This window comes from Candidatus Poriferisocius sp., assembly GCF_965219815.1.
Classification (GTDB): Bacteria; Actinomycetota; Acidimicrobiia; order Acidimicrobiales; family Bin134; genus Poriferisocius.
The window spans coordinates 1558671-1583589 of the sequence record NZ_OZ244791.1; the positions used below are offsets into that span (position 1 = coordinate 1558671).

Sequence of the window (24919 nt, forward strand, 5' to 3'; positions counted from 1 at the left end):
AATCTACTCCAGAGTGCCACTCGTGCCGCCCGGATGCCGAAGCGCGTAGGGCGGTGGCGCGATCCAGCCATTCTGCACGGCGAGGGCCACTCCCTGTACCGGGGTGCTGACCCCGAGGCGTTTCCACATGGCTTCTATACGGTGGTACATACCCCTGGGGGATAAGTCGTTGCGTTCGGCGAGGGCTTCGATCGGCTCGTTCACCGCGATGGAAATGATCCATTCGAGTTCTTGGGCGGTTGGGGCCACCGCGAGGCGGGCTTGGCAGTAACCGGCCACCGTGGACGCCGCATCCTGCAACCGGGAGGTGCCATCTTTGCTCAGCAGTTGCGCGAAACGCTCGTACCGGACGAGCCCCGTTGCGGAGGACGCGAGGTCGGAGCGGCCTGCTTCTTGGGCGACCGCTGCTACCTGCGGGTTCTCGGCAAGGGCGTCGGCAGTGGAGCGAAGGAACTCGGTCACAATTTCCCAACTGGCCCCAGTCGACTTTTCGACTTCCGCCCCATCCATGAGCAGGGCAGTTCGTCGGCTGGTGTCGGCTATGCCCCGCAAGTAGGCGGAAGGAAGGGTCTCGGCGTAGACCGACACTGCTTGGCGCTGGAAACCAATCTTCCAAGGACGCCTGTGCGGCCCGGGACCATGTCCCATCTTGTAAGCCTCGGCAACACACTCAGCGAAATGAACGACCCGAACTGCAAACGAATTGATCGACCCAAGATGCACCTCATCCAGATCCACGACCCCACATTAGGCCATCAGTTTCGAAGCAACCCCCTTTGTCGGGCCGGGGCCTGGGTATCCGTTCTCCGTTGGGCTGGGTATTCAGCATAGACTCAAAGTGCATTCAAACTGGGTTGTCGGATATTTTCAGCTATTGCCACTTGTACTCGGGGTCGCGCTTCTCCCGGAAGGCGCGGCGGGCCTCGCGGGAGTCGTCGAAGCGCATCAGGCGAGTGGTGTAGTCCTGCTCGGTTCGGTAGCCCTCCCGCAGTTCCATGTTCTCGATTCGGTTCATCGATTCCTTGGCCATGCGCAGCGCGATCGGGCTCTTGGCGGCCAGTTCTTGGGCCAGCTCCAGCGCGGTGTCCATGAGCTTGTCGGGCGCGGTCACCTCTCGAACCGCGCCGATGCGGTACATCTCCTGTGCGGACACCTGCTCGCCGGTGAGGAACATCTCCCGGGCCTTGTGGCGGCCCATCATCAGCGAAAGGTGGGCGCTGGCCCCCAGAAGCCCGACGTTGATCTCAGGGGTGCTGAAGGTGGCGTTCTCGGAGGCCACCAGCATGTCGCAGCAGGCGGCATAGGCCAGGCCGGCGCCCAGCGCGTAGCCGTTGATGGCCCCGATCACCGGTACAGCGCAGTCGATGATGGCCCACATGGCTTCTCGGGCCACCAATCCGGGGTCGGTCAGCTCCGTGGGGGGCCGCTGGTCGCGGGGTTCGGTTCCAGAGGTCTTCAGATCCACGCCCGCCACGAACGACTTGTCACCGGCACCGGTGAAGATGGCGACCCGCACGTCTCGGTCGTCGCCCAATGTGGAGAACACGTCTCGGATCTCGGCCATGGTGGCGGTGGTGACGGCATTGACAGGGGGGCGGTCGATGGTGACGGTGACGATGTGGTCGCGCTTTTCTACCAGGAGATCGGGCACTGCTCGCCTGCCTTTGCTGCTGAGTCCGTACCCCACAGTATCGGGGGGAAGGAGCGAAGAAAGCTAGGCAGCCTGGGCGGTGACCACCGGACCGTAGCGGACCGGGAGGTGCTTGATGCCGTTGATGGTGAGGTCGCGCAGCCGCTCAGGCGGGCCGATCACCTCGATTTCGGGGAGGCGGTTGATCAGCGCTTCGAACATGACCTCCAGCTCCAGCTTGGCCAGGTTGGCGCCCAGGCAATAGTGGGCGCCACCGCCGCCGAAGGCCAGGTGGGGGTTCGGCGTGCGGGTGATGTCGAAGCGGTGGGGATCGTCGAACACCTTGGGGTCGCGGTTGCCCGCGGTGTACCACAGCGCAACCTTTTCTCCGGCTCGGATCTGCGCCCCGCCCAGTTCCAGGTCTTCAGCGGCGGTACGGCGGAAGTACCGGACCGGTGTGCCGTATCGAAGAATCTCGTCCACCGCCCTGGGCATCAGCTCGGGATGACGGCGCAGCAGCTCCCACTGATCGGGGAATTCTTGGAAGGCGAGCAGCCCGTGGGTGATTGAATTGCGGGTGGTTTCGTTGCCGGCGATGACGAGCAAGGTGAAAAAGAGCGATAGCTCCAGATCGTTGAGTTCGGTTACCGTCCCGTCGGCCATGGTCACCTCGGCCTGCGCCAGCTTGGTCATCAGGTCGTCGCGGGGGCAGCGGCGCTTCTCCTCGGTGAGCTGCTGGGCGTAGATGGTCATATTGAAGGCGTCCATCGTCCCATTTTGCGGCGAGTAGGGATCGTGCTCGTTCAGGAATTCGGGATCGAACCGCCCGATGGCCGAATTTGTCCACTCGAACAGCTTGTGGCGGTCTTCCTGGGGGACCCCGATGATCTCGGCGATGGCCATGAGTGGAAGCTCGGAGGCCAAGTTGACCACGAAATCGCCCTCAGTGCGACCGTCGAGTGCATCGATGATTAGGTGGCTGCGGATGCGGAGCCAGTCCTCCAGCTTGCGCACCATCCGAGGGGTGAACCCCTTGCTCACTAGCTTCCGGTAGCGGGTGTGATCGGGCGGGTCGGTCATGATCATCATGATTCCGGGGCCCATTTCTACGTCGGGGAGGGTGATTCCGCCGGCGCCGTCTCGGCCCGGACCGGTTTGATGGGAGAGCACCGGGCCCATCCGGTGGGCTTTGGTGATGAGATCGTGGGAGGTGACCAGCCAGAACGGTTCTTCATGGGTGGCGGTTGCGGGATGGCACCAGATGGGAGAGTGGGCTCGCAGCTCGTCATACACCTCGTAGGGCTCACGCACGGCGAACATGTCCATGTCAGTCAGGTCGATCGCGGTGGCTAGTGTGGAGGGTGACATAACCCGCTTCTCCTTGGTGAGAATCCCATTCTTGCACGCGAGAACTACAATATCAACTATGAGAACAGGAAAGATATGCCTGAGAACATAGATATTGACACTGAGAACATAGATGTCAGTGTTGAGAACACAGATATCCAAGTAGAGAACGAAGATTCCGAGCTGGTTGCGCTCAGCACTTGGGAGCAGCGCATGCTCGAGCGGTCGCTGGACAGCGCTCGAGTCCAGGCCTTGGCTCGCAGCGGCGAATTTGTTCACGCCGCGCTAGCCCTTCTCGAAGAGGAGGGATCGGTGGAGTTCACCGTGCAAGACGTGGTGCAGCGCTCGGGAGGCTCGCTGCGGCGCTTCTACCAGCTGTTCTCTTCCAAGGACGACCTCGTCTTGGCGCTGTTCGAGGAGCTGATCACCCAGCTTGTGGAACACATCCCCGACACCGTTCAGGGTGGAGCCCCTCCGCTGGTCAGGCTAGAGACTTGTGTCCGGACTCTGTGGGACTTCATTCGAGGCCAAGATGCGCCCCCAGCGAAGATCGTCCGCTCCATGGCCACGCTGCACAACCAATTGGCCGCCACTCGGCCCGAAGGACTGCGGCTGGCCTGGGATCCCCTGCGGCAGCTCATATCCGGAATCATCGCCGACGGGGTGGTCGACGGATCAGTCCGATCGGACATCGAGGTGGAGCAACTGTCCGATCTCTTCTTCGATGTCTCGCTGGCCGCCCATATTTTTGCACTCGGTCGAGTGGGCTCCACTCACACCCGGTTCGATGGACTATGGGGCTTTTGCCTGGGGGCGCTCCGGCCTCCCCCCGAGGGCTGATTTCTTTCCCAGGGTTCAGCGCAGGCGGGCCTTGGCCTCTTTCTTGAACGCCGCGAGCTGAATGCGTTCTTCTCGCTGCTTGTAGAAGTCGTCCAGCGGGTAGCACCCCGAGATCAGTCCGCTGCGGGGGGCGGTGGTGCAGTCGGAGAAGGTGCGGCAGATGAGGCGCCGGTCGAGCTCACGACCGGCCAGCACATCGGCTGGCAGATGCGGGTACGACAGAATCATGCGGCCCAGGCCGACGGCGTCGGCGATCCCCGCGGTCACCAGGGCTTGGCCGACGTTGGGCAGCCATTCCTGTAGGTATGACAAGCCGGCGGCCAGCACCGTCGTGTCTGAATGCTGGCCAGCTATTTCAGCGGTGGCGGCAATCAGGCGGGCCACACCGACCAAGGGGTCTTCAGGGGGCTGATAGCCGTCGGAGGGGGGGAAGTAGGCGGGCCGCTGGATGTGGGGCACGTAGTAAGGACTGCCCGCTGAGGCGCACACCAATCCGACCCCCAACTCACCCAGCATGTCGAGCAACTGGTGGGTTTCGGTCAGGTCGACGCCCACTCCCGATCCGTCGCCGCCGAAGGCCAGCGGGTAAGGGTCGAGAGTTTCGGGGGTGCCCACGCCGCTGAGGCCCGCGGTATGGGGGACGAAGTCGAACAGCGACAGGCGCACAGCCACGCCGAGGGTGGGGGCTTTGGCGCGGATACCAGTGATGATGGATTGCAGGAAGCGGGTGCGGCCCTCCAGATCGCCGCCGTAGGGACCGGGGCGATCGAAGGCGGAGAGGAACTCGTGCCCCAGGTAGCCGTGGCAGGCCTTGACGTCGACAAAGTCGAACCCGGCCTGGTGGGCCAGCACCGCTCGGTGGATGAACTGCTCGACTAGCTCGTCGAGCTCGTCGTCGGTGAGTACCTCGGCTGCCCCGGAGTCCACCCGGGCATCCAGCAGGGGGTGCTGGTACACCGTTTTGGGGGCTGGACCCGCCGCGGTGGGCCGGGCATAGCGGCCGGAGTGGGTGAGTTGGAGCACCGTCACCTGTGAGGGGTCAAGCCGATCTCGTAGGGCAGCGAGATCATCAACTGTGCTCTCGTTGAGCACCAGTTGGCGGGGGTTAGCCCGGCCGTCAGGGCGGACCGCGGTGGCCTCGCCCCACACCAGCCCGGTGCCGCTGGCCGCGAACCGGTCCCAGCGGCGGCGGACCAGATCAGACGGCCGCCCGTCGGTATCTCCGTCCCAGCCCTCCATGGGCAGCACCGCCCAGCGATTGGGCGCGGCGTGGGTGCCGGCTGAGCCGTCGGTGATCTCCATCGGCCGGGCCAGCGCGCCGGCGGGGTCCACCTCCTCGTCGATTGGAATATCGATCCCGAGATCCCCCAAGTAGTCGCGCAGAGCGGCCAAGCTGATCAGGTTTTTCACCTGCTTGAACCGGGGCATCAGCTAGAGCACTCCGAGGCGCTCGCCGATGTCGCGCAGGATCTCGCGATCGCTGTCGGGACGGGTGGGGGCACCGCGGGGGATGGCGTCGCTGTTGGCCCAGCCTCGCATCTCCAAAAACATGGCCGCGCTGTGGCGGTAGGCCGGTACCGGCGGACGGAAGGTGAAGTGGCCCAAATACTGGAGCATGTCGTTGAGCTGGTGGAAGCCAGGGTCACCCTTGGCCCACAGGCGGTCGCGCTCGGCGAACTGGTCGGGGGCGAATGTGGACAGGCCCAGCAGGTAGTCGGAGCCGTACATCACCATGTCGATGGCCAGGTCGTTGCCGGTGAGCACCAGAAAATCCGGGCGCACCTCGTTTCGCAGCGCCAGCCGGTCCCATTCCAGTTCCCTGTTGAGCGACGAGTGCTTGGCCCCGATGCACTGGGGCAGCTCCAACAGTCCTCGATAGGTGTCCAGCGACACGATGCGGCCATAGGGCACGAACATGGGGCCGAGCTCAAACCCGATGAACCGGTCCAGATGGGTGGCAATCTGGCCGTGGGCGTCGAGCCAGGCGGCGTCGCCGTGGTTGTTCAATCCATGCGACGGGAAGATCACGGGAAGCCCGCCCCGGTGGGTGATCTCATCGGCGGCTCGCCGGTAGGCATCGAGGTCGAATGCCGCCTTTGGCTCGTCAGCCACGAAGGCCCCGGCCACGAAATCGCTCCCGGCGATGGCCGAGGCGCGATCTAGCACCTGCGCCCGGGTGTCGGTGTCGAGTAGCTGGACGTAGCCGGTGTCCATGTTCACCGCCGGTGTGAGTCCCGCCTCGTAGGTGCGGGCGATGTGGGCATCCAGTGAGGCCCAGTCCACCGTGGCCGAGTCGAGATGGGGCAACAAGATGGCCGACATCCCGGTGATGGCCCGTCCGGGCAATAGCTGCACTAGTCGTCGACTCCAAGACTCTCCAGCACATCTTTGGGGATCCCAGACAGGCCGGTGGATGTGGGGTCGACTGGATGACGCTGTCGCAGAATTGCCGCCGCATCCGAACGGTCGGTGGCTTCGAGCCGCTCAAGGTACTCGGGCAGGTGCCCTTTGCAGTGGAAAGGGCCGCCCTCGGCCAACACGATCTTGAGCGGATCGACGGGGGAGTAGCTGCGGGTCATCTGGTCGTCGGTCCACGACAACAGTTGGTCTTGGCCCTCGGCCAGCACCGAGGGGGATTGGTCGGCCAGGTCGGTGGTCTCGTGGGGGTCGGCGGCGATGTCGAACAGCATCTCCTCGTTCCAGGCCGCGTGGTAGCCGTCGTGCCAGGTCCGCAGATAGAGGTGGTCGCCCCAGCGGACCCCCCGCTGCACCGACCACGCCCCCTGCGACAGCACCAGGTAGTCCCGCCCGCTGTGGTTGCCGGTGCGGACATCCTCGGCCACCGACCGGCCGTCCCATCCGAGGGGGATGTCGATGCCGGCCAGGTCGACGACGGTGGCGCCCATGTCGAGGTGGTAGAGCAGCCCCTCGTGGACTTGGGGCTCGATTCCCGGCCAGCGCAGCACGGAGGGGATGTGGCAGGTGGCCTCGTCGGCCCCCTGGTGGTCGGCGTACACCCCCAGCTCGCCGAAGGCCTCGCCGTGGTCGGAGGAGACCAGGATGGCGGTGTCGTCCAGCACGCCGTGGTCGGCCAGCATGTTGAGCAGCGTTCCCACCGCGTCGTCGGCGTAGCGGATCCCGGTGTCGTAGCCGTCGAAGGTCTGCTTCACCTCGTCCATGTTCGACAGGTTCCAGGGGTGGCGAGGCGGGGGAGGGCCCCACTCGTCGGGCTTGAACCCCCAAGGCTCTTGGGCGGAATGCGGCCCGGCCAGCGGCCAGTTGTGGGCCCGCACCTCCTCGGTATGCCAGGCCGGGGCTGGATCGTCCTCGAACGGATTTCCGTACTCCTCGGGGGTGTTATAGGGGGTGTGGGGATCCCAAAGGTGTACGTGGAGGAACCAGTCTTCCTGGGCCGCGTTGTCGTTGAGCCACCGCAGCGCTCCGGGCAGCACTTGGTCGGCCCGCTCGCCGCCGAAGCCCCGCATCAGGTTCATCGACTCCATGAAGCCGCTGTTCCACCAAGTGGCCGAGTGGCGGAACGGGAAGCTGGAAATCGACGCGGTGTGATATCCCGACCAGTAGAAGCGAGACGCCCAGGAATTGGCCGCTATGCCGGAGAAGAAGCTGCGCTCCGCCCCCTGGGGCCGCAAGTCGGCGGCCATGCCCCCGTGGTTGGCCACTCCGTTGCGAATCCCGAACATCCCGGTGATCAAGGCGGTGCGGCTCGGAAGACATGGCACGTCCGACGCATAGACGTTGGAAAACCGCACGCCCTCGGCGGCCAGCGCGTCGATGTTCGGGGTGGTGTTGCGGTGATACCCCGCACACCCCAGGTGACCAGCCCGCAGGGTGTCGATGTCGATGTAGAGGATTCGCATAAGGGTGGTTCCTTCGCCAGTTGCTTCAAGTATGGGTCATTTATTCGACGATGAACGTGGCCACCGACTCGGGGCTGCGCCGGTAGCCGATGCGGTGGGCGACGGCTCTGATGGTGGTCTCGCCGACCGGCAGCCGCAGGGGCTCGTGATACAGCAGGCGGCGAGGGGGCTCGCCGCCTCGGGGATTGTGGCCTAGCGCGGCGGCAAACTGGGCGTCGAGATCGGCTGGCGGGTCGGGCAAGGGGTCGTCTTCGAAGGTGTAGGCGATGGAGGCCCCCTGGGTGCTGCTCTGCATCTGGAGGATGGCCGGGCCCTTGAAGGTGCCGCCCTCGGGGCTGGCCTCGGTGCCGTGGTGCTCGGCGCCCACCACGATGAACTTGGGGGCGTCGGTGGTGGGCTGCACTCCTCCCGGCCACATCTGGGCCACCATCATTTCCTCGGGCATCATGCCCAGATCGCCCACCTCGTGCTGCCACTGCTCCAGCGCATTCCGGTGGCGCTCCAGTATCTCGCGGTGGGCCGGGTCGCCGGCCAGGTTGTGAATCTCGTGGGGGTCGGCCTCGGTGTCGTACAGCTCTTCGGCCGGGCGTTTGTCGGCCATGGTCTGCGCCGGGGGGCCTTCAAGTTCGCCAGCCGCGTACAGCCGCCACATCTCCTGCATGATGGGGTGGTTGTTCCGAAAGGAGTTCCACATCATGTAGGGCCGGGCGGGGTCGTAATGGCGGATGTACTTGAACCGCTGGTCTCGGCTGGCCCGCACGGTGTCGTACATCTCGTCGTAGCGATCCCGGGAGATGAAGACGTAGTCGCGCCCACCGTGGGCATCGGGTCCGACGAACGGCCGACCGTGAAGGTGTCGGGGCACTTCAGTGCCGCAGATCGAAAGCACCGTCGGTCCCAAGTCCATGGTGCTCACCAACTCGTCGTTGATCGTTCCGGGCTCGATCATCTCGGGCCAGCGGACGATGAGCGGGCTGTGGATGCCGCTGTCGTAGGGCCACCGCTTGCCCCGAGGCAGCGGTCCGTGGTCGGTCCACACGAAAACCGCGGTGGAGTCGGCCAGTCCGTCCTCGTCTAGTTCGGCGAGAATGTCGCCCAGCCGCCGGTCACAGTGCTCGATTGCCGCGTATACCCGGGCCAGCGACTCCCGCACGACTGGGGTGTCGGGGAAGTAGGGCGGCACTTCGATGGAGTCGAGGCGTATGTCGTTGTCGCCGAAGAAGCTCCCCTCCCATCCCGCCATCTCATGGGTTTCGTCCAGGTTGAACACCGAGAAGAACGGTTGGTCGGGATCAGGCCGGTCGCGCCAGTGGCCACCAGGCAAGTCCCAGGCAGTGATGGGGGGAATGAACTGGTAGTCGGTCTTACTGCGGTTTGTGCAGAAGTAGCCGGCCGCCCGCAGGTATTCGGGGAAGCAGCGCACATAGTGGGGGACAACCGCCTCGTAGCGGGGGACGCCCTTCCCGCCGTGATGCGGGCCGCTGTTGGTGCGCATGTGGTGGGTGCCGAGCGTCACCGGGTGCATGCCGGTGATCACCGCACTGCGAGACGGGGCGCACACCGGCGCGGTGGTGAAGGCCTTGGTCCAAAGCCCGCCCTCGGAGGCCAGCCGGTCGAGGTTGGGGGTGCGGGCCACCGGGTCGCCGTAGCAGCCGAACCGGGGCGAGCAGTCCTCGAACGACACCCACAAAACGTTGGGGCGTGTGGTTTTCTTCATCGGTCAGCCCGCGGTGTTGATCAAGTCGGAGTAAACGACGAATTCGCCACCGTCCTCATCACCGGCTTCGGGATCCCATTTCATGAGAACAACGCCATCTCGGATGTCGTATTTGCCGACACCCAGCGACGCGAACGCCTCGTTGGGCAGCTCGATTGGCCCGAAGCTGTTGATCGCCGCCTGCAAGGTCTCGTTGTTGAGATTGGGACCGGCGGCTGCGGCCAGCTGTACGAAGAGGTCGAATACCTGGCAAACGTTGCGTACCGGAATAAACCAGTTGGTCTCCTCTTCCGGCAACAGCGAATTGGGAATCACCTCGATGCCCGATTGGCGCTCAAAGCCCTGAATGCAGTCTTCCATCCGCGGGTTGTTGTCCTCGGCGGTGTAGGGCGAGCCGAGTGTGTAAGCCTCGAAATAGCCGGGGTCGCTGGAGTCTTGCAACCCAAAGGTGAACGCGTTGCGTTCCGCGTTGAACAGCGTGACATCGAGGCCGCCCTGGATGAGCTGTTCTACCCCGAAGACGCTGTCGCCATCGAGGAAGACGGTGTTGATGTCGGCGTTCCGGTAGATCTCCACGAACGTACGCCACACCGCCGCCCCGGCTTGGGTGTCGCCCGCGGGAACATCGATCACCGTCCGCTCGGCAACGTCCACCCCAGCGGCTTCAAGAGCGGGGACGAGCACGTTGTCAACCAATTCTTGGCGTCCGGCACCGGAGTGTACGGCCACATTTCCGGCATCGGTGAGCAGGCCAGCCTTGTCCAGGGCGGACACGAATACCTCCAGCACCCGGTCGGTGGCGATTCCCAGGCTCACCCAGGGGGCATTGGCCCGGGCTCGATCATCGGCGGTGAACGGAGCACCAATGAGTGCCGTGCTGTGGGTCTCCGTAACACAGATATTTCCGGCTGCCACTCTGGTGAAGCTGCCCAAGACCGCAAAGACCTCCTCGTCCTCGGTGAAGTACACGCAACCGGCCAGCGAGGTGTCGGTACCGAAGGGGAGGAACTTGTAGGTCACGTTCTCGAGCATGCGGCCGCAGATGCCACCGTTGGCGTTGACTTCGGCGGTCAGAGCCTCATAGATGACGTCATAGCCGCCTCGGTCGATCCGAGCGAGGCCCAGGTTGGCCAGTTCCTCGTAGTCAACCTGGGGTGCTCCGATCTTGATCGTCTCCGCGGTGACGCCGGTGGCGGTGGCGCTCAGGTCACCTTCCCCCTGGCACGTCGGCTGGAAGACGGGATCGGAGATGGCCGCCGCTTCCTCGTCCGCTGAAACATCATCGGAGGGCTCTGGGCTGGCGGTGTCTTCGGGGGCATCGCCCTCCCCGTCGCCACCCGTTGGTTGCGGTGTGTCAGTGCTATCGCTGGTGCCAGTGTCATCGGAGGTGCCAGTGTCATCGGGCGCGGGGGCCTCAACAGCTTGGGTCGCGGGTGGGGCGTCGGGTGCGGCGCTGTCCCTATCGCTGGCCCTATTGCTGGCCTCGTTGCCGGAGTCACCCCCACCACAGGCCGCAACCAGCAGGACGAAGGCTGCGAAGAGAACGAGCTGCTTTTTCATGATTCCCCCTCGTTGAGAACAGTAGTCGTCGCTGGAAAATGAGCTTCTTGGTGTGAAGCGGCCGCCCCCGACCGGCGGATGGCCCGCTCGTCGGTACCGAGGTAGGAAGCGATGACCCCCGGATCGGTGCGAACTTCAGCGGGAGAGCCCTTCGCAATCACGCGGCCTGCTTCTAGACAGTAGATCTGGTTGCTGATCTGCATGATCATGGGCATGTCGTGCTCGATCACCAGCAGGGCGGCGCCCAGTTGTTCTTTGATCGACAACAGCAGGGGGGCGAACGCCTCAACTTCGCGCTGGGCCACCCCACCGGTGGGCTCGTCTAGGCACAGCACCCGGGCCTCTAGAGCCAGGAGGCAGCCGAGTTCGACGATGCGACGGGTGCCGGTGGAGAGCTCGGAGGTGAACTTGTCGGCGTAGGGGCCGAGGCCGAGAAAATCGGCGATGTCTTGGGCGTGGGCCCGCTGGGCTCGGTCGCGGCGATAGCCATTGGGCAAGTGGGCGACCGCGGCAGTGAATGAGGTTCGCCGACGCGATTCCGCCGCCACTGCCAGGGTCTCAAGCACGGTCAGGTCGGGGAAAAGCCGAGACTGCTGAAACGCCCGGCCCAAACCGAGCACCGCTCGACGGTCGGCGGCCATCTTGTGGATGGGACGGCCTTCCAGTTCGATTCGACCCGAGCACGGGACGAACCCGCTGATGGCGTTCATCAGGGTGGTCTTGCCCGCCCCGTTGGTTCCGATAAGGCCCACCACCTCTCCGGCGCGGACTCGGATAGAGGCGTTGTCGACCGCGGTCAGGCCTCCGAATGTCACTGTCACCTTTTCGGCGACCAGCACCGGCCCGGTGGTGGCAGCCGCGTCAGGTCGGGACACGACGCTGGCCACCTGGCGTTTCGGCGGCGGCTCGGGTTCGGGAAGCCGGGCCGCGTACCAGCCCAGGAAGCGGTCGCGGCCGGTGAGCACTACTTGGGCGAATCCGCCCGGGAAGTACATCAGGAGCACCAGCAGCCCGATGGAGGATGTCAAGAGCGGCACCAAGTTGTTGGCGGGCCACACGGCAGGAAGGCCCACGATCCACAGGGCGCCGAGTATCGGTCCGACCACGGTTCCGGCGCCGCCGATCACCGCGATGGCGACAATCTCTATGGAGTCTTGAAGCTGGAATCGCTCGGTCAGCCCCACGGAGACGTACAGTCCGGCCAACAGTCCACCGCCGAGCCCGGCGATCACCCCGGACACCACAAAGGCCTGGATTCCCGCCCGGGAGGGCGAGATCGTGTACGCCGACGCGGCAGTGCTGTTGTCCCGAACTGCCAGCCATCGGCGCCCAACCCCGGTGGCTCGCATTCTGGCCACCAGAACAATCACCACTACCAGGGCGATCAGCGAGAAGAAGTAGTAACTGCGCTGTTCGGTCAGGTCGACAGGTCCCGTGGCTCGGGGGAGTGAAACGGTGTAGGAATCGCCCGAGAAAAATGGTCGCCGCCAGAGAAATTGCTGTCCCAACAAGGCCAACGCCAAGGTGGCGATGGCGAGGTGGAAGCCCCGAATCCGCAACGCGCCCAACCCGATGACCACTGCGATGGCGCCAGTTACCGCCGCGCCCACCAGCAGCGCCAACAGGAAGTGGATGTCGGGCAGGGCCAGCGTGAACGATGCCCCGCCCAGGCCGACTCCGATATCGCGCCCGGCCACCAGTGCGGCGGTGGTCAGACCGCCGATTCCGGCCAGCGCGGCCTGCCCCAGTGAGATCTGGCCGGTCCACCCGGAGAGCACCACCAACGAGATCCCGATCAGGGCAAAAAGCAGCACTTCGCTGAACAGGAGTTGGCGCGATGCCAACGTAACCAGGAAGGGGAGAATGGCCGCGCCCGCAATGAGCAGGCCAATGCCGATGCGGGAAGAGTGACGGACCCACCAGAGGTGGGCCACCGCGTGGGGAAGCGGGCGGGTGGTGGGCACGAACGAGAACGACTCGTCGCTGCCGGTTAGCCGCCGGCTGGCCACCAGTGTGGTGGCGATGACGATCAAAAAGAGCGTTCCGTCGTAGAGCCCCGCGGTGGTCGGCCAGTTGAATACCAGCAGCGATCGGAGCAGCCCCAGGGCCACTCCGGCAATCATTGCCACTGGGAAGTTGCGAAGCCGCCCGATCAGGGCCGCGGCCAGAACCTGGACCAGGGTGGCCGGTCCTAGCGACCGGAATCCGCTGGGCTGGCCGTTGATCCCCGCTACCAGGATCAGCGCCACTGCCGCCAAGAGGCCCGCGATGATCCACGTGATGGTCGAGATGATCTTGGGGCTGATGGCGGTGAGCTGGGCCAGGTCGGGGTTGGAGGCCGCGGCCCGAATTGCCCGGCCTTGCGCCGTTCGCTGGAGGTAGTAGGTGAGGGCCGCGGTGAGGACGGGAACGACGATGATCACCATCAGCTCCACACCTCGCACTCGGAGCCCGAGTATCTCCCACCGGCCGGAGAGCGCCACCGGGTATCGGTTCGCCATCGACACTTCGATTTCGGGAAGCGCAATCTGGAGCAGCTCGCAGAGCTGGGCAATTCCGATGGTGGCCACCAGGAGGATGACCCTCGGGGCGCGGAACAACCGGGTGATCACGGTGAGCTCCAGCGCGGCGGCGATCAGGCCGCCCGCCACCACCGAGACTATGGCCGCAGGCCAGAAAGGCCAGCCGTAGGTGAGCACCAACAGGGCCAGCAGGCTGGCCGACAGCACCCCGAGCGATCCCACTGCGAAGTTGATTACCCCGCTGGCCCGGTAAATCAGCACGATGCCGAGAGCCAGCAAACCGACGAGCAGGCCGTCGATCACCCCCAGATAGACGATCTGGCTGGTGAGGGTGAAGGCCAGCATCAGCTTTCGTCCAGATCAGATTGCGGCCCGGCAATCATGTCGCGGCCCAAGAACACGGCGCGGGCCAAGTCGTCGCGCTCCAGGAGGCTCTGGGCCGATCCGGTGAATCGCACATGGCCCTTCTCCATGAACACCGCACGATCGGCCAGTGACAGGGCGACATTGAGCGACTGCTCGACGATGACCATCGTCTGACCGGCGTCGCGCAGACGTTCCACCACGGCCAGCAGGTCTTGGACTACGACGGGAGCGAGGCCGAGAGAGAGCTCGTCGATGATGAGCACCTCAGGGTCGTGCATGATCACCCGGGCCAGGGCCAGCATCTGCTTCTGACCGCCGCTGAGGTCGTGAGCCAACGCCTTGGGTCGCTGGCCGAGCACCGGGAACAGCTCGAATGCCCGATCTAGCCGCCCGGTGATGTCGGGCTTGGTCTCGGTGTCGCTGCGGATGATGGCCGCTGACGTCTCGAGGTTCTCGAGGACTGTGAGGTGGGGGAACACTCCTTGGCCACCCGGCAGCAAGAAGATGCCCTCCCTCACTCGCTGCTCGGGCGACGCCAAGGTCATGTTGCGTCCGTTGAGCCGCACTACCCCCCGGGAAGGGATGCCCAAACCGGCGGCCACCCGCAAGGCCGTGGATTTGCCCGCTCCGTTGGTGCCGAGCAGGGCCAAGGTCTCACCCCGGGCCACCTCGAGGTTCACGTCGAACAGTACCTGCACCGGGCCGTAGGAGAAGTCGATGTTGTGGAGCTGAAGCACCGGGATGTCGCTGGGATCGGCCCGCATGCGGTCTCGCTCGGCCTTTTCCTCCCGAATCTCCTCCACCACCAGGGTGAGGTCGGCCCGGATGTGTCGGGCGCCGTTGATGGTCAACAGACCGCCCACGATCATGGCTCCGGGAACAACGGCCAGCAGGGCAGTGCGGGGTGAAGTGGCGTCGGAGATGAGACCCATCACGATGGCCCCGCCGAGACCGCCGACCCCGAAGACCAGCGAAGTCCCAATGGCCGAGCCCAGCGCCCGCATGCGGTAGGGGTTGATGTGGGCCAGGGTCGGTCCCAAAAGCGACAGGGCCGGGGCGGCGAACAGCGCTTTGAGCCCGGCCATCACCGCGAAGGTGGCCGGTGATGGCATCAGCAACTGGAGCACGGTGAAAAACGCCATCGGGAAGAACAGGGACCCCAGCAAGGCCATGGCCTGCGGCGGGGTGCGGCGGTAGAAGCCGTCGTACCACTTGGCCACGAAGGGGATCATGAATAGGGCGATCACGCCGGGGGTGCTGTTGGCCAGGGCCCGCTCGAACGGGCCGAGTTCGAAGCGCTCGTCGAGGTAGAGATTGAGGAAGAGTCCGTCGGATATCAGGCTGAAGCCGAGGGCCACTGCGGCCATCAGCGCCCACTTCATCGTCCGCACCTTGAAGAGCCGCTGGAAGGCGGCACCGAGCGAGATGGGTCCCGGCTTCATGTCGGTGAGCGTCTCGCCGATGGCGGAGCGCTGTTCGAATTGGCCCCGCGGCGGGTCGTTGAGGAACAAGATGGCCACGCCGACGATCAGCGTGGGGACCGACGCGGCGATGAACCCCCAACGCCAGGCGTCGTCCCCGCCGATCAACGAGACCAGTCCGCCGACGGCCAGCGGCGCGATGAATGCACCCGATCGTCCGGCCACATCCTTGGCGGCATACACCCGGGCCCTGGCCTCGACGGGATAGCTGTCGGCCATGATGGCACCCTGCACCGGATGGGTCTGCGATCGGCCGAACGCGATGGCGCAATTGACGATGAAGAACCAGAACGCGGTCTGCACGAATCCGAGCAGCAGGGTCATCGCCGACCAGAAGATGGTGGCCAGAGCCACCAATCTGGCCCGGTTGCTGTTGTCGGCGATCCGGGACAGCAACAGGCCGCCGGCCACGATGAACACGTTGCCCCCCGCGGTGATGGTGCCCAGAACGGCGTCGCTGACCCCCAGCGATTCTTGGATGTCGGGGCCGAGGAGTCCCAGTGCGCTGATTCCAAGGGCGTCGGTGGCGTCGAGGGCTCCCAGCAAAACGATGGTGGACACCCCGCCAATTGAGATGGCTTCTTTCAGCGAGATTTCTTTGGCGCCGACCCCGGGAAGCTGATCGTCGTCGAGGATCACCGGTTCTGCCGCCAATTCCGCCTGGCGCTCAGCCTCCGCAGCCAAGATCTGGTCGCTCAGGACGCTGGTTGCGGAGGGATCGGCATGATCCCCTGCCCCCTCAAGTCGTGTTTGCTTTCTGCCGACTCGTCGCGGCATCCGGGACTCCTCAGCTCTGTCGGCGGCTCGCGGACTCCAGATCCCCGATGGTAGTGGTCCGTCTGCAAATTGGTCAGGGTGTCCTGCTAGGCATCGACGCTCTTCCTCAGCCAGCATTTGGTGGCCTCAAGGAGAGTCATGAGCCCTAGGCAGCCGAACGTGTTGTGGATCATGTGCGACGAATTGCGCTCAGACGCGGTCGGCGTCTACGGCAACGAATACGCGCCGATCGAGACGCCCAACATCGACTCGATTGCCGAGGCAGGTGTGCGCTTCGATCGGTTCTACGTCGACTCGCCGGTCTGCGTGTCGGCCCGATCGGCATACAAGTCTGGGCTGTTGCCGACCACCACGGGGATCTACCACAACCATGGTCGAGGTATTGGTGCCGCAGTCCCGGTCGAGTCGTTTACCGAGGTCTTCACACGGGCTGGCTATCGCACGGTCAACCTCGGCAAGGAGCACGTCCCCGACGCTCTCCTCGGATTCGAACGATCAGAGTACGACGGCGCCGACCAGCTCGAGCTGATGATCGCCACCGGTGAGAACCGCGACCGGCTCGGGCTGATCACCGAGGGGGTGAGCATGAACGCCGCGACCTGGCCGGCCGATCTCGCCTTCCCAGCCCGGCGTCTCACCGACAATGCGGTGAACTGGCTCGAACGGGAGAGACCGACCGACCAGCCCTGGCTGCTGCGGGTTAGCTTCCTCCAACCCCACACCCCGGTCGTCGCGCCGGAACCGTGGGCGTCGAAGTACGACGACGCCCCCTGGCCTGACTCGTTCGATGCTTTCGGCCCGACGGAGGGACTTTCGGAGTTCGAGCGGGTCTTCGGTCAGATCCCGTCCCGCGACCTCACGCCAGCACAGATCGTTGCCGCCCAGTCCCGCTACCACGGACTCACGAACTGGATCGATGACCAGATCGGCGAGATCCTGGCCGCGCTGCATCGCCAGGGGATGCGAGGGGACACAATCATCGTGTTCAGCAGCGACCACGGTGCCCAACTGGGCGAGCTCGGCGGGGCCTACTCGAAACAGACCTTCTCGCCGTGGTCGCACCACGTTCCCTTCATGCTGTCGTGGCCCGGCGAGCTGGATGCCGGCACAGTGAACCACGAGCTCGCGGCCGGGGTCGACCTCGGTCCGACACTGCTCGACCTGTGCGGCCTTGAGGCCCGGGTGGGCGACGGGCGGTCGCTGGTATCCGGTGACGAACCGGACCACCTCATCTCGGCCATTGGGTTCGGACTGACGGGCATGGCCGCAATGGCCGCCAAGGGCATGGGCTACTGGACCGACGGCGGCGGCTGGCCGCAACGCTTCTGTGTCCGCACCCGCCGTTGGCGCTATGACCGCTCCACCCGGCGTAACGGAGAGACCCTCCCACCGACCGAGTTCGACGCGTTTCTCGCCGACTGCGACGCAGATGCCCGGGAGGAACACAATGTGATCAACGACCACGCGGCGATCGCAAACGAATTCGAGGCCATCGTGGCCGCGACCTACGCGACGGCACCGCAGACCGCTATTGAAAACTGGCAGAACGCACTTTGACGGAAAGGTTCGGCGATGACTGAGATTGGAATCTTGCTGGATTCGGCTGACGCTACGGAGGTTGCGGCCACCGTCCGAAGCGGAGCTGTGGATCCGGTTGAATTGGCAGAAGCCGCGATTGGACGGATTGAGGAGCGAAATCCCGAGATCAACGCGGTGATCGCCACGTGCTACGACGCGGCGTTGGACAGTGCCCGCAACGTGGATCGGGATGCGCCGTTAGCTGGCGTTCCGTTTGTGGTCAAGGACTGTCGAGCACAACTGGCTGGCGTTCCCGAGACGTGGGGTTCAAGGCTGATGGCGGGTGCTGTTCCTGACGAGGACAGTGAGTTGACCAAGCGTTATCGGGCGGCGGGATTTGTGATTCTCGGGGTCACGAACATGCCGGAGATGGGCAAGATGGCCACCACGGAGCCGGCCGCCTATGGCCCGACCCGCAACCCGTACAATCTCGGCAAGTCGCCGGGCGGTTCGTCGGGGGGCACGGGCGCCGCAGTGGCGTCGGGCATGGTGCCCATCGGCCACGGCAACGATGGCGGCGGGTCGATCCGCGTGCCCTCGGCCGCGTGCGGTCTCTTTGGATTGAAGCCGAGCAGGGGTCGGGTGACAGGACATCCTGCGCCCACGATGATGTCATATCCGATGGGGATCGACCATGTGCTAACGCGCTCGGTTCGGGACTCGGCGCATGTACTCGACCTGACGGCGGGGCCGGTTCCTGGCGACCCTTATGAGATCTCCTCGCCTGCGGCGTCGTGGCTGTCGTCGCTCGAGACGAAGACTGGTCCGCTGCGGGTAGGCGTTGCCGGCAGCTCTATGGAAGGGCCTGCGTACCACCCAATGTGTGCTGAGGCGCTCGAGCGTGCCGTCGGATGTCTTGAGGGGATGGGTCACCACCTAGAGGTGGCAGATTTCCCGGTAGAGCCCGGCCTTCTGGCGACTTTGGGCGGGTTGATGGTCGCCGCGACCAAGGTGATGATCGACGACCGGCTCGCCGAGCTAGGCCGCGGGCTCGAAGACGACGACCTCGAGCCGTTCACCCGCTATATGTACGACCTCGCGGCTGGATTCAGCGGCGCTGACATCATCCGAGGACTTCAAGCCGCCGAGCTGATCGGGCGTAAGGCATCAACCTATTTCTCGCGGTTTGACATCTTTCTGTCGCCGACCACCAGAACGGTCGTTCCCGAACTCGGCGTGTATGACACCAGCGACGTCGAGGCGTTGCTGCCGATCGCCGCGACGCCAGCGAGCGAAACCGCGGTCTTCAACATCGGCGGGCAGCCGGCGGCGTCGGTGCCCATGGGCTATGACGAGGCCGGTGTGCCGCTTGGCGTTCAGGTAGCGGCCCCCTTCGGCCGCGAAGACCTAGTCCTGGCCGTATCACGGCAGCTGGAGCAAGCGGCTCCGTGGTCGACGGCGGCCGTGTGGCCGGCCCGGCCAGCTGCGTCGTCGTAGGGCGGCGAGCCAGCCGCTAGTTGCACGCCGACAAGGAGATCTCGCCGCGGTTTAGCCCAGCTCGTGGATGCGGCTTACGCGACGACATCACATCGAATGGTACCGTCGGGGCCAATGCATGTTTCTGACCCGCCGATTCTGCTGACTGATGTGCTCGACGATGTGGGTGCCGCGGTCAAGCTACTGGCCCAAGAAGCCCCCTATGCGCCGCTGGGGGGTTGGTACAACCCTGGGGCTGATCCCCACGCCCGCACCCGTCCGCTGTGGTTCCGGGACGACTGGGTGAACGAGACCATCGCCGTGCCGGGGTCGGAGGTGTTTCTGGACAATCCGGCCTACATCGACTCAGCCAAAGCCTTCTACAGCGCCGAGATCGTGGAGCCCCACAGCGTGTACGTGAACCAGATGATGGCCATTCCCCAAGCCGGGCCGGCCCACACCGACAACCCCCGATTCGCCGGCCGCGACCGTACCAACACCCCGATGTGGCTGCTTAGGGCCATGCTGTGGTCGGGCCTTTTCAACGACCTGTCGTTCCCGCAGGCCACGGCCATTTGGTGGCTCAACGATGTGGACGGGGGCGGTATCCGCTACTGGCCCTACGGTCCCGACCAGCCTCCCGAAGAGCATGTGGGCAACATGGCCAACACCGCGCTCATGGGTGACAACCACGGAATGTTCCACCAGGTAAACGCCATCGGCCCCTTCGATATCGGCACGCCCATGGTCACCCCGATGGCCGAGTTGGCCCCGGCGGGCAGCCCAGATGGCGACTGGGTGGTTACCGACCACGGCGAAGAGGTGTACCGCACGCCACTGGCCGACATCCGGATCAGCGTGCTGTGGAAGGCCGACGTGTACATCGACGCCGACCACAAGAACCGACTGGCCTCCAATCCCCTGAGCCGCGACGACATCGCCGCTCGCTTCAACGCCGACTTGGAGGAGCGGGGGATCGACGCTTGCTTCGATCCCAACCGCATCGACGACGACCCCGACCACGCGGCCGAGATCGCCGAGCACTACCCCGAGGCCCGCCCCATGGACGCGCTGCCCTCGGTGTTCGACTACTGATCAGCCCCGCTGCCGCGTCAGCCCAGATCGGAGATTCGCACCAGCTTCGTGGTGATCTCCGGGATCGACTCGTGCTCCACGAATCGCAGCCCCATCACGCCATGGTCGCGGTCCGCGGGGTCGACCCAGACGCCCGACGCCGGCTTCTCAGCCGCCACCACCAGCCGCACCGCTCCGTCGGCATCGGCCTCGACGTCTTGGGACGATGCGTAGCCCTGGCCGGTGAAGTAGTTGGCCAGATTCTCCATCCAGTGGTTGCACAGCTGGAAGTTCCACTGGCGGCACACCGGGGGCTTGAACTCCACCACCAGCGCCTCGCCCTCGCCGATGCGCCAATAGCCGAACTCGAAGTGGCGGTCGTCGGGGGAGCCGCCCACTCGCAGATAGTGCTCGGTGGTGAGCTGTAACTGGTTCTCTTCCTTGAGCAGCGTGTCGGTCCAGTCGGAGTAGTCGGATTGCACCGACAGCACCATCTGGGCGGCGATGGCCAGCCGCTTCGACATTTCGGCCGCGCCCGGCGTGTGAATCACCGGAGTGGGCTCGAGGGGCTCGATCATCAGCCGAGGCGCCGACTGGGCGTCGCGGTCGTCGTAGACAATTCGCATCATCAGCTCTCGGGTCTCCGGGGCGATCGCCATCCAGTTGTCGACGCCGGGATCGTCCACCGAAAGCACGAAATCGACGTTTCCGGCGCCGTCGGTGAACTCGTCGAGCAGGGCGGTGAACGGCGTTTGCGACCAGCTCGGGTTGAACTCCTCCAGCACGGCGACAGCCCGCTCGCCCACTGATTCCACCCCGACCCAGTCGGGCACCTTCGGCGTCCACGCCGACATGTGGACGTAGGGGGCCGAGCCCCGCTGGCCGGTGACCCGGTACCGCTTGGTGGAGTCGATGGGCTGGACCACATGATCCTGGTCGGGCGATTGGACCCCCTGGCCGCCCTTCATGGGGGCTGGGATGATCCAAATCGACGTCTTCTCCATCGGAGGGAGGCTCTCGATGCAGCGCATATAGGCCATCAACGACATGCGGGTCAGGTAGCGGAATCCCTCCACCCGGTCTTGCTCGTTGGCGTCGGGAGTGCGTTCGACCACCACCTGGCCCGCGGCTCGCAGCGTGTCGCAAAAGTCGTTCCACGCCTCACCGGTCATCAAGCGCTCGCGTGCGGCTACTTCATTAGTCATGGTGGACCCTTCCTCAAGCTCCCGCTCACTCTAAGCGGCCCGAGAGCGATAGAAAGAAGCATCGGAGGTACCCCATGAAGCTCGCGTTCAAGACCATGCCCCAGAACATCGAATGGTCGGTCATGTTGGAGACATGGCAGGAGCTCGACGCCGATCCCCGCTATGAATCGGCCTGGATCTTTGATCACTTCTACCCCATCTACGGCAGCGAGGAAGGGCCGTGTCTGGAGGCATGGGTGACGCTGAGCGCGCTGGCCCAGGCCACTGAGCGCATCCGGATCGGGTCGATGGTCAACGCCGCCCCCTACCGCCATCCTGGGCTTTGTGCGGCCATGGCCTCGTCGCTCGACATCGTGTCGGGCGGCCGGCTGGACCTGGGGCTCGGCGCCGGCTGGAACGAGGTGGAGGCCGGGGCGTACGGGATCAGCCTCGCCGAGCGCTTCGACCGGTTCGAGGAGTATCTGGAGTGCGTGGTCTCGCTGCTCGGCCAGCCGATCACCGACTTCGATGGCCGCTATTACACCCTCACCAACGCCCGCAATGAGCCCAAAGGCCCCCAGCAGCCCACCCCGCCCATCGTCATCGGCGGTGCCGGCCCCCGCCGGACCATGCCTTTAGTGGCAAAGTGGGCCGACCACTGGAACTTCCCCGGCGGCGAGGTGGCGAAGTTCGCCGAGGTCAAAGCCCGACTGGTCGAGTGCTGCGAGGAGATCGGCCGCGACCCCACCGAGATCACCACCTCAACCCACCTCATCTACCGAGCCGAAGACCCCATCGACAACGTCCTCACCCAAGCTGAGCAATACAAAGCAGCCGGCCTAGACCTAGCCATCCTCTACCCCTTCTCACCCGTCCCCCCCGCCTCCGTCCACGACATGGCCGACGCCCTAGAACCCATCGTCGATGCCGACTAGGTGAATCTGGACCCTGTCTTCAGGGGAGAAGCGGGCTAGGTCGTCAGGTACAGTCCGGTGCGTGTCGGACGGGGGTGCGATAACCGACGAGGCTATTGCCCGGCTGCGGGCTCGGATTGGGATCGCTCAGCCGCATCCTCAGCCTCCTTGGTATCGGGAGCCCAACACTGATGCGTTTCGCCAGGTGGCGGAGGCTTACGGCGATGACAACCCGCTGTGGTGCGATCCGGACTACGGCGCGGGCACCGTTTGGGGAGGGACGATCTCGTCGCCCAACATGAACGGGGGCGACACGCTCATTGGGGAGAACGAGGTTGAGAAGCTCGACCCCGACACCAAGGCGCTGCTCAAGGGGGATCCGCTCAAGGGGGCCCACGCCTACTACTCGGGCAGCTACCGGGAGTGGTGGGCGCCGCTTCGCCCGGGGATGCGGGTCACCCGGCGGAATGCCCTGGTGGGCGTGCACGACAAGAAGAGCGAGTTCGCGGCCCGCACCGTACACGAGTGGACCGCGGAGGTGTTCGCCACCCAGGGAGCGGTGCTGTCGGCCCAGTACCGGCTGATGATCCGAACCGACCGGGGGGCAGTGGAACGGAAGGCCGAAGAGGGCAAGGGCAAGTACACCGACATCGAGATCGAGCCCTACACCGATGAGCAGATCGCCGAGATCACTGAGGCGGTTCGCAGCGAGTCCGAGCGACGCCGGGGGGCCGAGCCTCGCTGGTGGGAGGATGTCGACGAGGGCGACGAACTGCCGCCGCTGGTCAAGGGGCCCATGCGGGTCACCGACATGGTGGTGTGGCACACCGGAATGGGCATGGGCCTGTACGGGGTAAAGGCGCTGCGGCTGGGCGTGCAGCAGCGCCAGCGGGTGCCGGGGTTCTTCCGCCCTGACGATCTCAACGTCCCCGACGTCCAACAGCGGGTCCACTGGGATCCCGAGTGGGCCCGGCGGGCGGGCAACCCGGCGATATACGACTACGGCCGGATGCGCGAGACCTGGCTGGTACACCTGTGTACCGACTGGATGGGTGACGACGCCTGGCTGGCCGCCCTTGATGTGGAATTCCGCCGGTTCAACTATGTGGGCGACACTCACTGGATGCGGGGCACGGTGACCCGTAAGTACCGCACCGACGAAGGCGCCCCCGCCGTCGACCTCGACATCTACGGCGAGAACCAGCGGGGCGAGACCACCTGCCCCGGACACGCCACCATCCTGCTGCCGAGCCGGGAGCACGGACCGGTGAGGTTGCCCACCCCGCCGGGAGGGGCCACCACCGCGGCCGAGGCACTCGATGCGCTCGTCGAGCGGTTCGAGGTGATGTCGGCAGAATGAACTCCGAGCGGCTGTCGATTGACGCGTCGAGCAGTGACGATGAGATTAGGGCCGCGGTCACGGAGTGGGTGGCCGAGCACGTCCCCCAGGCGTGGCGCGACGCCGCTCCCCGTGGGCGGCGGGCCATCCGGGAAGTGAGGCCAAGGAAGGACTATGAGGCCTGGTATCCCGTGTTTGCCGCTTCCGGGCTGGCGGTGGCCACTTGGCCGGTCGAATACGGGGGTCTCGATCTGCCGCTGGCCAAGGCCCGGGTAGCAGAAACCGTCATCGTCCCTCTCAACCTGGGGCGGTTGAATCCACTCGGATTGCACAACACGGCCCCGGCGCTGTTCGCCCACGGCACCGAGGAGCAGCGCCTGCGCTTTCTGCCCCCCATGGTGGCCAACCAAGAGCGGTGGTGCCAGATGTTCAGCGAGCCCGGCGCGGGCTCCGATCTGGCCTCGTTGGCCATGCGGGCCGAGCCCGATGGAGACGAGTGGATTCTCACCGGACAGAAGGTGTGGAGTACCTGGGCCCACGAGTCGGAGTTCGCCATCTGCCTGGCCCGCACCGATCCCACCGTCGCCAAGCGCCGGGGCATCACCTACTTCCTGGTCGACTTGTCGTCGCCTGGTGTGGAAGTGCGCCCCTTGCGCCACATCGGCGGCGAGGTCGACTTCAACGAGGTGTGGCTGGGGGAGGTCCGGGTTCCCGACTTCCACCGGGTCGGCACCGCTGGCGACGGGTGGCGGGTGGCGGGAGCCACGCTGGCTGGCGAACGTCAGATGGTGGCTGGGGCTGGCTCGGGCGGCGTCGACCGCATCGGCGGCGGGGGAATCGACAGCCTCCTCAACCAGGCTCGACAGGCTGGCGTCGGCCCGGTGGAGCGCGACCGGCTCATGCGGCTCTATTCCGAGGAGAAGATTCGGGCGTGGACCAACGACCGGGTTCGGGCCACGGTCAAGGCCGGAGGCACGCCGGGGCCGGCGGCGTCCATCGGCAAGGTGCAACAAAGCCAGCTCAACCAGGCACTCCAGCTGGCCGCGGCCAACCTGGCGGGCATGGACTCGGTGGCCTGGATGCCCGGCGAGCCGACCAGAGACCAAGACTCCATCGAAGCCTGGGCCGCTCACATGCCCTACGTGGTCAAGGGCATGCTGCGCAGCCGGGCCAACACCATCGAGGGGGGCACCACCGAGGTCAACAAGAACGTGATCGGCGAAAAAGTACTCGGACTGCCCCGCGAGCCCGACCCCTACCACGGCATGGCCTGGCAGGATGTCCCCAGGTAACAAG

Annotated in this window: 18 protein-coding genes; 7 read left to right on the plus strand and 11 right to left on the minus strand. The window is 65.3% G+C overall.

Annotated features, from left to right (window positions below):
• Nucleotides 1–3 precede the first annotated feature (3 nt).
• The 3 genes from ACOQPI_RS07445 to ACOQPI_RS07455 form a co-directional block, all read right to left on the minus strand.
• A complete protein-coding gene (locus ACOQPI_RS07445; RefSeq protein WP_420619044.1) occupies nt 4–588 on the minus strand; it encodes a hypothetical protein in 585 nt (194 codons plus the stop codon).
• 283 nt (nt 589–871) lie between these two features.
• Nucleotides 872–1651, minus strand: coding sequence for an enoyl-CoA hydratase-related protein (locus ACOQPI_RS07450; RefSeq protein WP_420619045.1), 780 nt, complete (start codon nt 1649–1651; stop codon nt 872–874).
• Between the two features lie 63 nt (nt 1652–1714).
• On the minus strand, nt 1715–2998 hold the full coding sequence (locus ACOQPI_RS07455; protein ID WP_420619046.1) for a cytochrome P450: 1284 nt from the start codon (nt 2996–2998) through the stop codon (nt 1715–1717).
• A 75-nt stretch (nt 2999–3073) separates the two neighbouring features.
• Between ACOQPI_RS07455 and ACOQPI_RS07460 the strand changes: the two genes are divergently transcribed.
• Nucleotides 3074–3817, plus strand: coding sequence for a TetR/AcrR family transcriptional regulator (locus ACOQPI_RS07460; protein ID WP_420619047.1), 744 nt, complete (start codon nt 3074–3076; stop codon nt 3815–3817).
• Nucleotides 3818–3832: 15 nt separating this feature from the next.
• Here the strand turns inward: ACOQPI_RS07460 and ACOQPI_RS07465 are convergent, their stop codons facing one another.
• From ACOQPI_RS07465 to ACOQPI_RS07495, 7 genes are read right to left on the minus strand one after another with little or no spacing between them, the layout of a single operon-like run.
• Nucleotides 3833–5245: an NADH:flavin oxidoreductase gene (locus ACOQPI_RS07465; protein ID WP_420619048.1), complete on the minus strand. Its 1413-nt coding sequence runs from the start codon at nt 5243–5245 to the stop codon at nt 3833–3835.
• Nucleotides 5246–5248: 3 nt separating this feature from the next.
• The gene (locus ACOQPI_RS07470) at nt 5249–6172 is read right to left on the minus strand and encodes a dihydrodipicolinate synthase family protein (RefSeq protein ID WP_420619049.1); all 924 of its coding nucleotides are present in this window, start codon (nt 6170–6172) and stop codon (nt 5249–5251) included.
• Nucleotides 6172–7695, minus strand: a complete 1524-nt coding sequence (locus tag ACOQPI_RS07475) for a sulfatase (protein ID WP_420619050.1) — start codon at nt 7693–7695, stop codon at nt 6172–6174. The genes ACOQPI_RS07470 and ACOQPI_RS07475 overlap by 1 nt, the downstream gene beginning before the upstream one ends.
• 40 nt (nt 7696–7735) lie before the next feature.
• Nucleotides 7736–9412: a sulfatase-like hydrolase/transferase gene (locus tag ACOQPI_RS07480; protein WP_420619051.1), complete on the minus strand. Its 1677-nt coding sequence runs from the start codon at nt 9410–9412 to the stop codon at nt 7736–7738.
• A gap of 3 nt (nt 9413–9415) precedes the next feature.
• Nucleotides 9416–10972 carry a hypothetical protein gene (locus ACOQPI_RS07485; protein WP_420619052.1) on the minus strand — a complete coding sequence of 519 codons (1557 nt, stop codon included), beginning with the start codon at nt 10970–10972 and terminating at the stop codon, nt 9416–9418.
• Nucleotides 10969–13839 (minus strand): ABC transporter permease subunit, encoded by a 2871-nt coding sequence (locus ACOQPI_RS07490; protein ID WP_420619053.1) that lies wholly within the window; start codon nt 13837–13839, stop codon nt 10969–10971. The genes ACOQPI_RS07485 and ACOQPI_RS07490 overlap by 4 nt, the downstream gene beginning before the upstream one ends.
• The gene (locus ACOQPI_RS07495) at nt 13839–16025 is read right to left on the minus strand and encodes an ATP-binding protein (RefSeq protein WP_420619054.1); all 2187 of its coding nucleotides are present in this window, start codon (nt 16023–16025) and stop codon (nt 13839–13841) included. The genes ACOQPI_RS07490 and ACOQPI_RS07495 overlap by 1 nt, the downstream gene beginning before the upstream one ends.
• A gap of 231 nt (nt 16026–16256) precedes the next feature.
• Here ACOQPI_RS07495 and ACOQPI_RS07500 point away from each other — a divergent pair, with 231 nt between their 5' ends.
• The 3 genes from ACOQPI_RS07500 (at nt 16257) to ACOQPI_RS07510 (ending at nt 20207) form a co-directional block, all read left to right on the plus strand.
• On the plus strand, nt 16257–17675 hold the full coding sequence (locus ACOQPI_RS07500) for a sulfatase (protein ID WP_420619055.1): 1419 nt from the start codon (nt 16257–16259) through the stop codon (nt 17673–17675).
• A 15-nt stretch (nt 17676–17690) separates the two neighbouring features.
• Entirely contained in the window at nt 17691–19133 is a 1443-nt protein-coding gene (locus tag ACOQPI_RS07505) for an amidase (protein ID WP_420619056.1), read from the plus strand.
• A gap of 114 nt (nt 19134–19247) precedes the next feature.
• A complete protein-coding gene (locus ACOQPI_RS07510) occupies nt 19248–20207 on the plus strand; it encodes a hypothetical protein (RefSeq protein ID WP_420619057.1) in 960 nt (319 codons plus the stop codon).
• Between the two features lie 17 nt (nt 20208–20224).
• Here ACOQPI_RS07510 and ACOQPI_RS07515 read toward each other — a convergent pair whose 3' ends face one another.
• Entirely contained in the window at nt 20225–21391 is a 1167-nt protein-coding gene (locus ACOQPI_RS07515) for a hypothetical protein (protein WP_420619058.1), read from the minus strand.
• A gap of 74 nt (nt 21392–21465) precedes the next feature.
• Between ACOQPI_RS07515 and ACOQPI_RS07520 the strand changes: the two genes are divergently transcribed.
• The 3 genes from ACOQPI_RS07520 (at nt 21466) to ACOQPI_RS07530 (ending at nt 24915) form a co-directional block, all read left to right on the plus strand.
• A complete protein-coding gene (locus ACOQPI_RS07520; RefSeq protein WP_420619059.1) occupies nt 21466–22305 on the plus strand; it encodes a TIGR03560 family F420-dependent LLM class oxidoreductase in 840 nt (279 codons plus the stop codon).
• Nucleotides 22306–22366: 61 nt separating this feature from the next.
• Nucleotides 22367–23644 (plus strand): hypothetical protein, encoded by a 1278-nt coding sequence (locus tag ACOQPI_RS07525; protein WP_420619060.1) that lies wholly within the window; start codon nt 22367–22369, stop codon nt 23642–23644.
• The gene (locus ACOQPI_RS07530; protein WP_420619061.1) at nt 23641–24915 is read left to right on the plus strand and encodes an acyl-CoA dehydrogenase family protein; all 1275 of its coding nucleotides are present in this window, start codon (nt 23641–23643) and stop codon (nt 24913–24915) included. The genes ACOQPI_RS07525 and ACOQPI_RS07530 overlap by 4 nt, the downstream gene beginning before the upstream one ends.
• The last annotated feature ends 4 nt before the right edge of the window (nt 24916–24919 follow it).

Bases quoted from the DNA above. Each gene is read 5' to 3' on its own strand.
- ACOQPI_RS07500 (WP_420619055.1), top strand. From the start codon at position 16,257: ATGAGCCCTAGGCAGCCGAACGTGTTGTGGATCATGTGCGACGAATTG.
- ACOQPI_RS07480 (WP_420619051.1), bottom strand. From the start codon at position 9,412: ATGAAGAAAACCACACGCCCCAACGTTTTGTGGGTGTCGTTCGAGGAC.
- ACOQPI_RS07520 (WP_420619059.1), top strand. From the start codon at position 21,466: ATGAAGCTCGCGTTCAAGACCATGCCCCAGAACATCGAATGGTCGGTC.
- ACOQPI_RS07475 (WP_420619050.1), bottom strand. From the start codon at position 7,695: ATGCGAATCCTCTACATCGACATCGACACCCTGCGGGCTGGTCACCTG.
- ACOQPI_RS07510 (WP_420619057.1), top strand. From the start codon at position 19,248: ATGCATGTTTCTGACCCGCCGATTCTGCTGACTGATGTGCTCGACGAT.
- ACOQPI_RS07490 (WP_420619053.1), bottom strand. From the start codon at position 13,839: ATGCTGGCCTTCACCCTCACCAGCCAGATCGTCTATCTGGGGGTGATC.
- ACOQPI_RS07460 (WP_420619047.1), top strand. From the start codon at position 3,074: ATGCCTGAGAACATAGATATTGACACTGAGAACATAGATGTCAGTGTT.
- ACOQPI_RS07505 (WP_420619056.1), top strand. From the start codon at position 17,691: ATGACTGAGATTGGAATCTTGCTGGATTCGGCTGACGCTACGGAGGTT.
- ACOQPI_RS07515 (WP_420619058.1), bottom strand. From the start codon at position 21,391: ATGACTAATGAAGTAGCCGCACGCGAGCGCTTGATGACCGGTGAGGCG.
- ACOQPI_RS07455 (WP_420619046.1), bottom strand. From the start codon at position 2,998: ATGTCACCCTCCACACTAGCCACCGCGATCGACCTGACTGACATGGAC.
- ACOQPI_RS07485 (WP_420619052.1), bottom strand. From the start codon at position 10,972: ATGAAAAAGCAGCTCGTTCTCTTCGCAGCCTTCGTCCTGCTGGTTGCG.
- ACOQPI_RS07465 (WP_420619048.1), bottom strand. From the start codon at position 5,245: ATGCCCCGGTTCAAGCAGGTGAAAAACCTGATCAGCTTGGCCGCTCTG.
- ACOQPI_RS07530 (WP_420619061.1), top strand. From the start codon at position 23,641: ATGAACTCCGAGCGGCTGTCGATTGACGCGTCGAGCAGTGACGATGAG.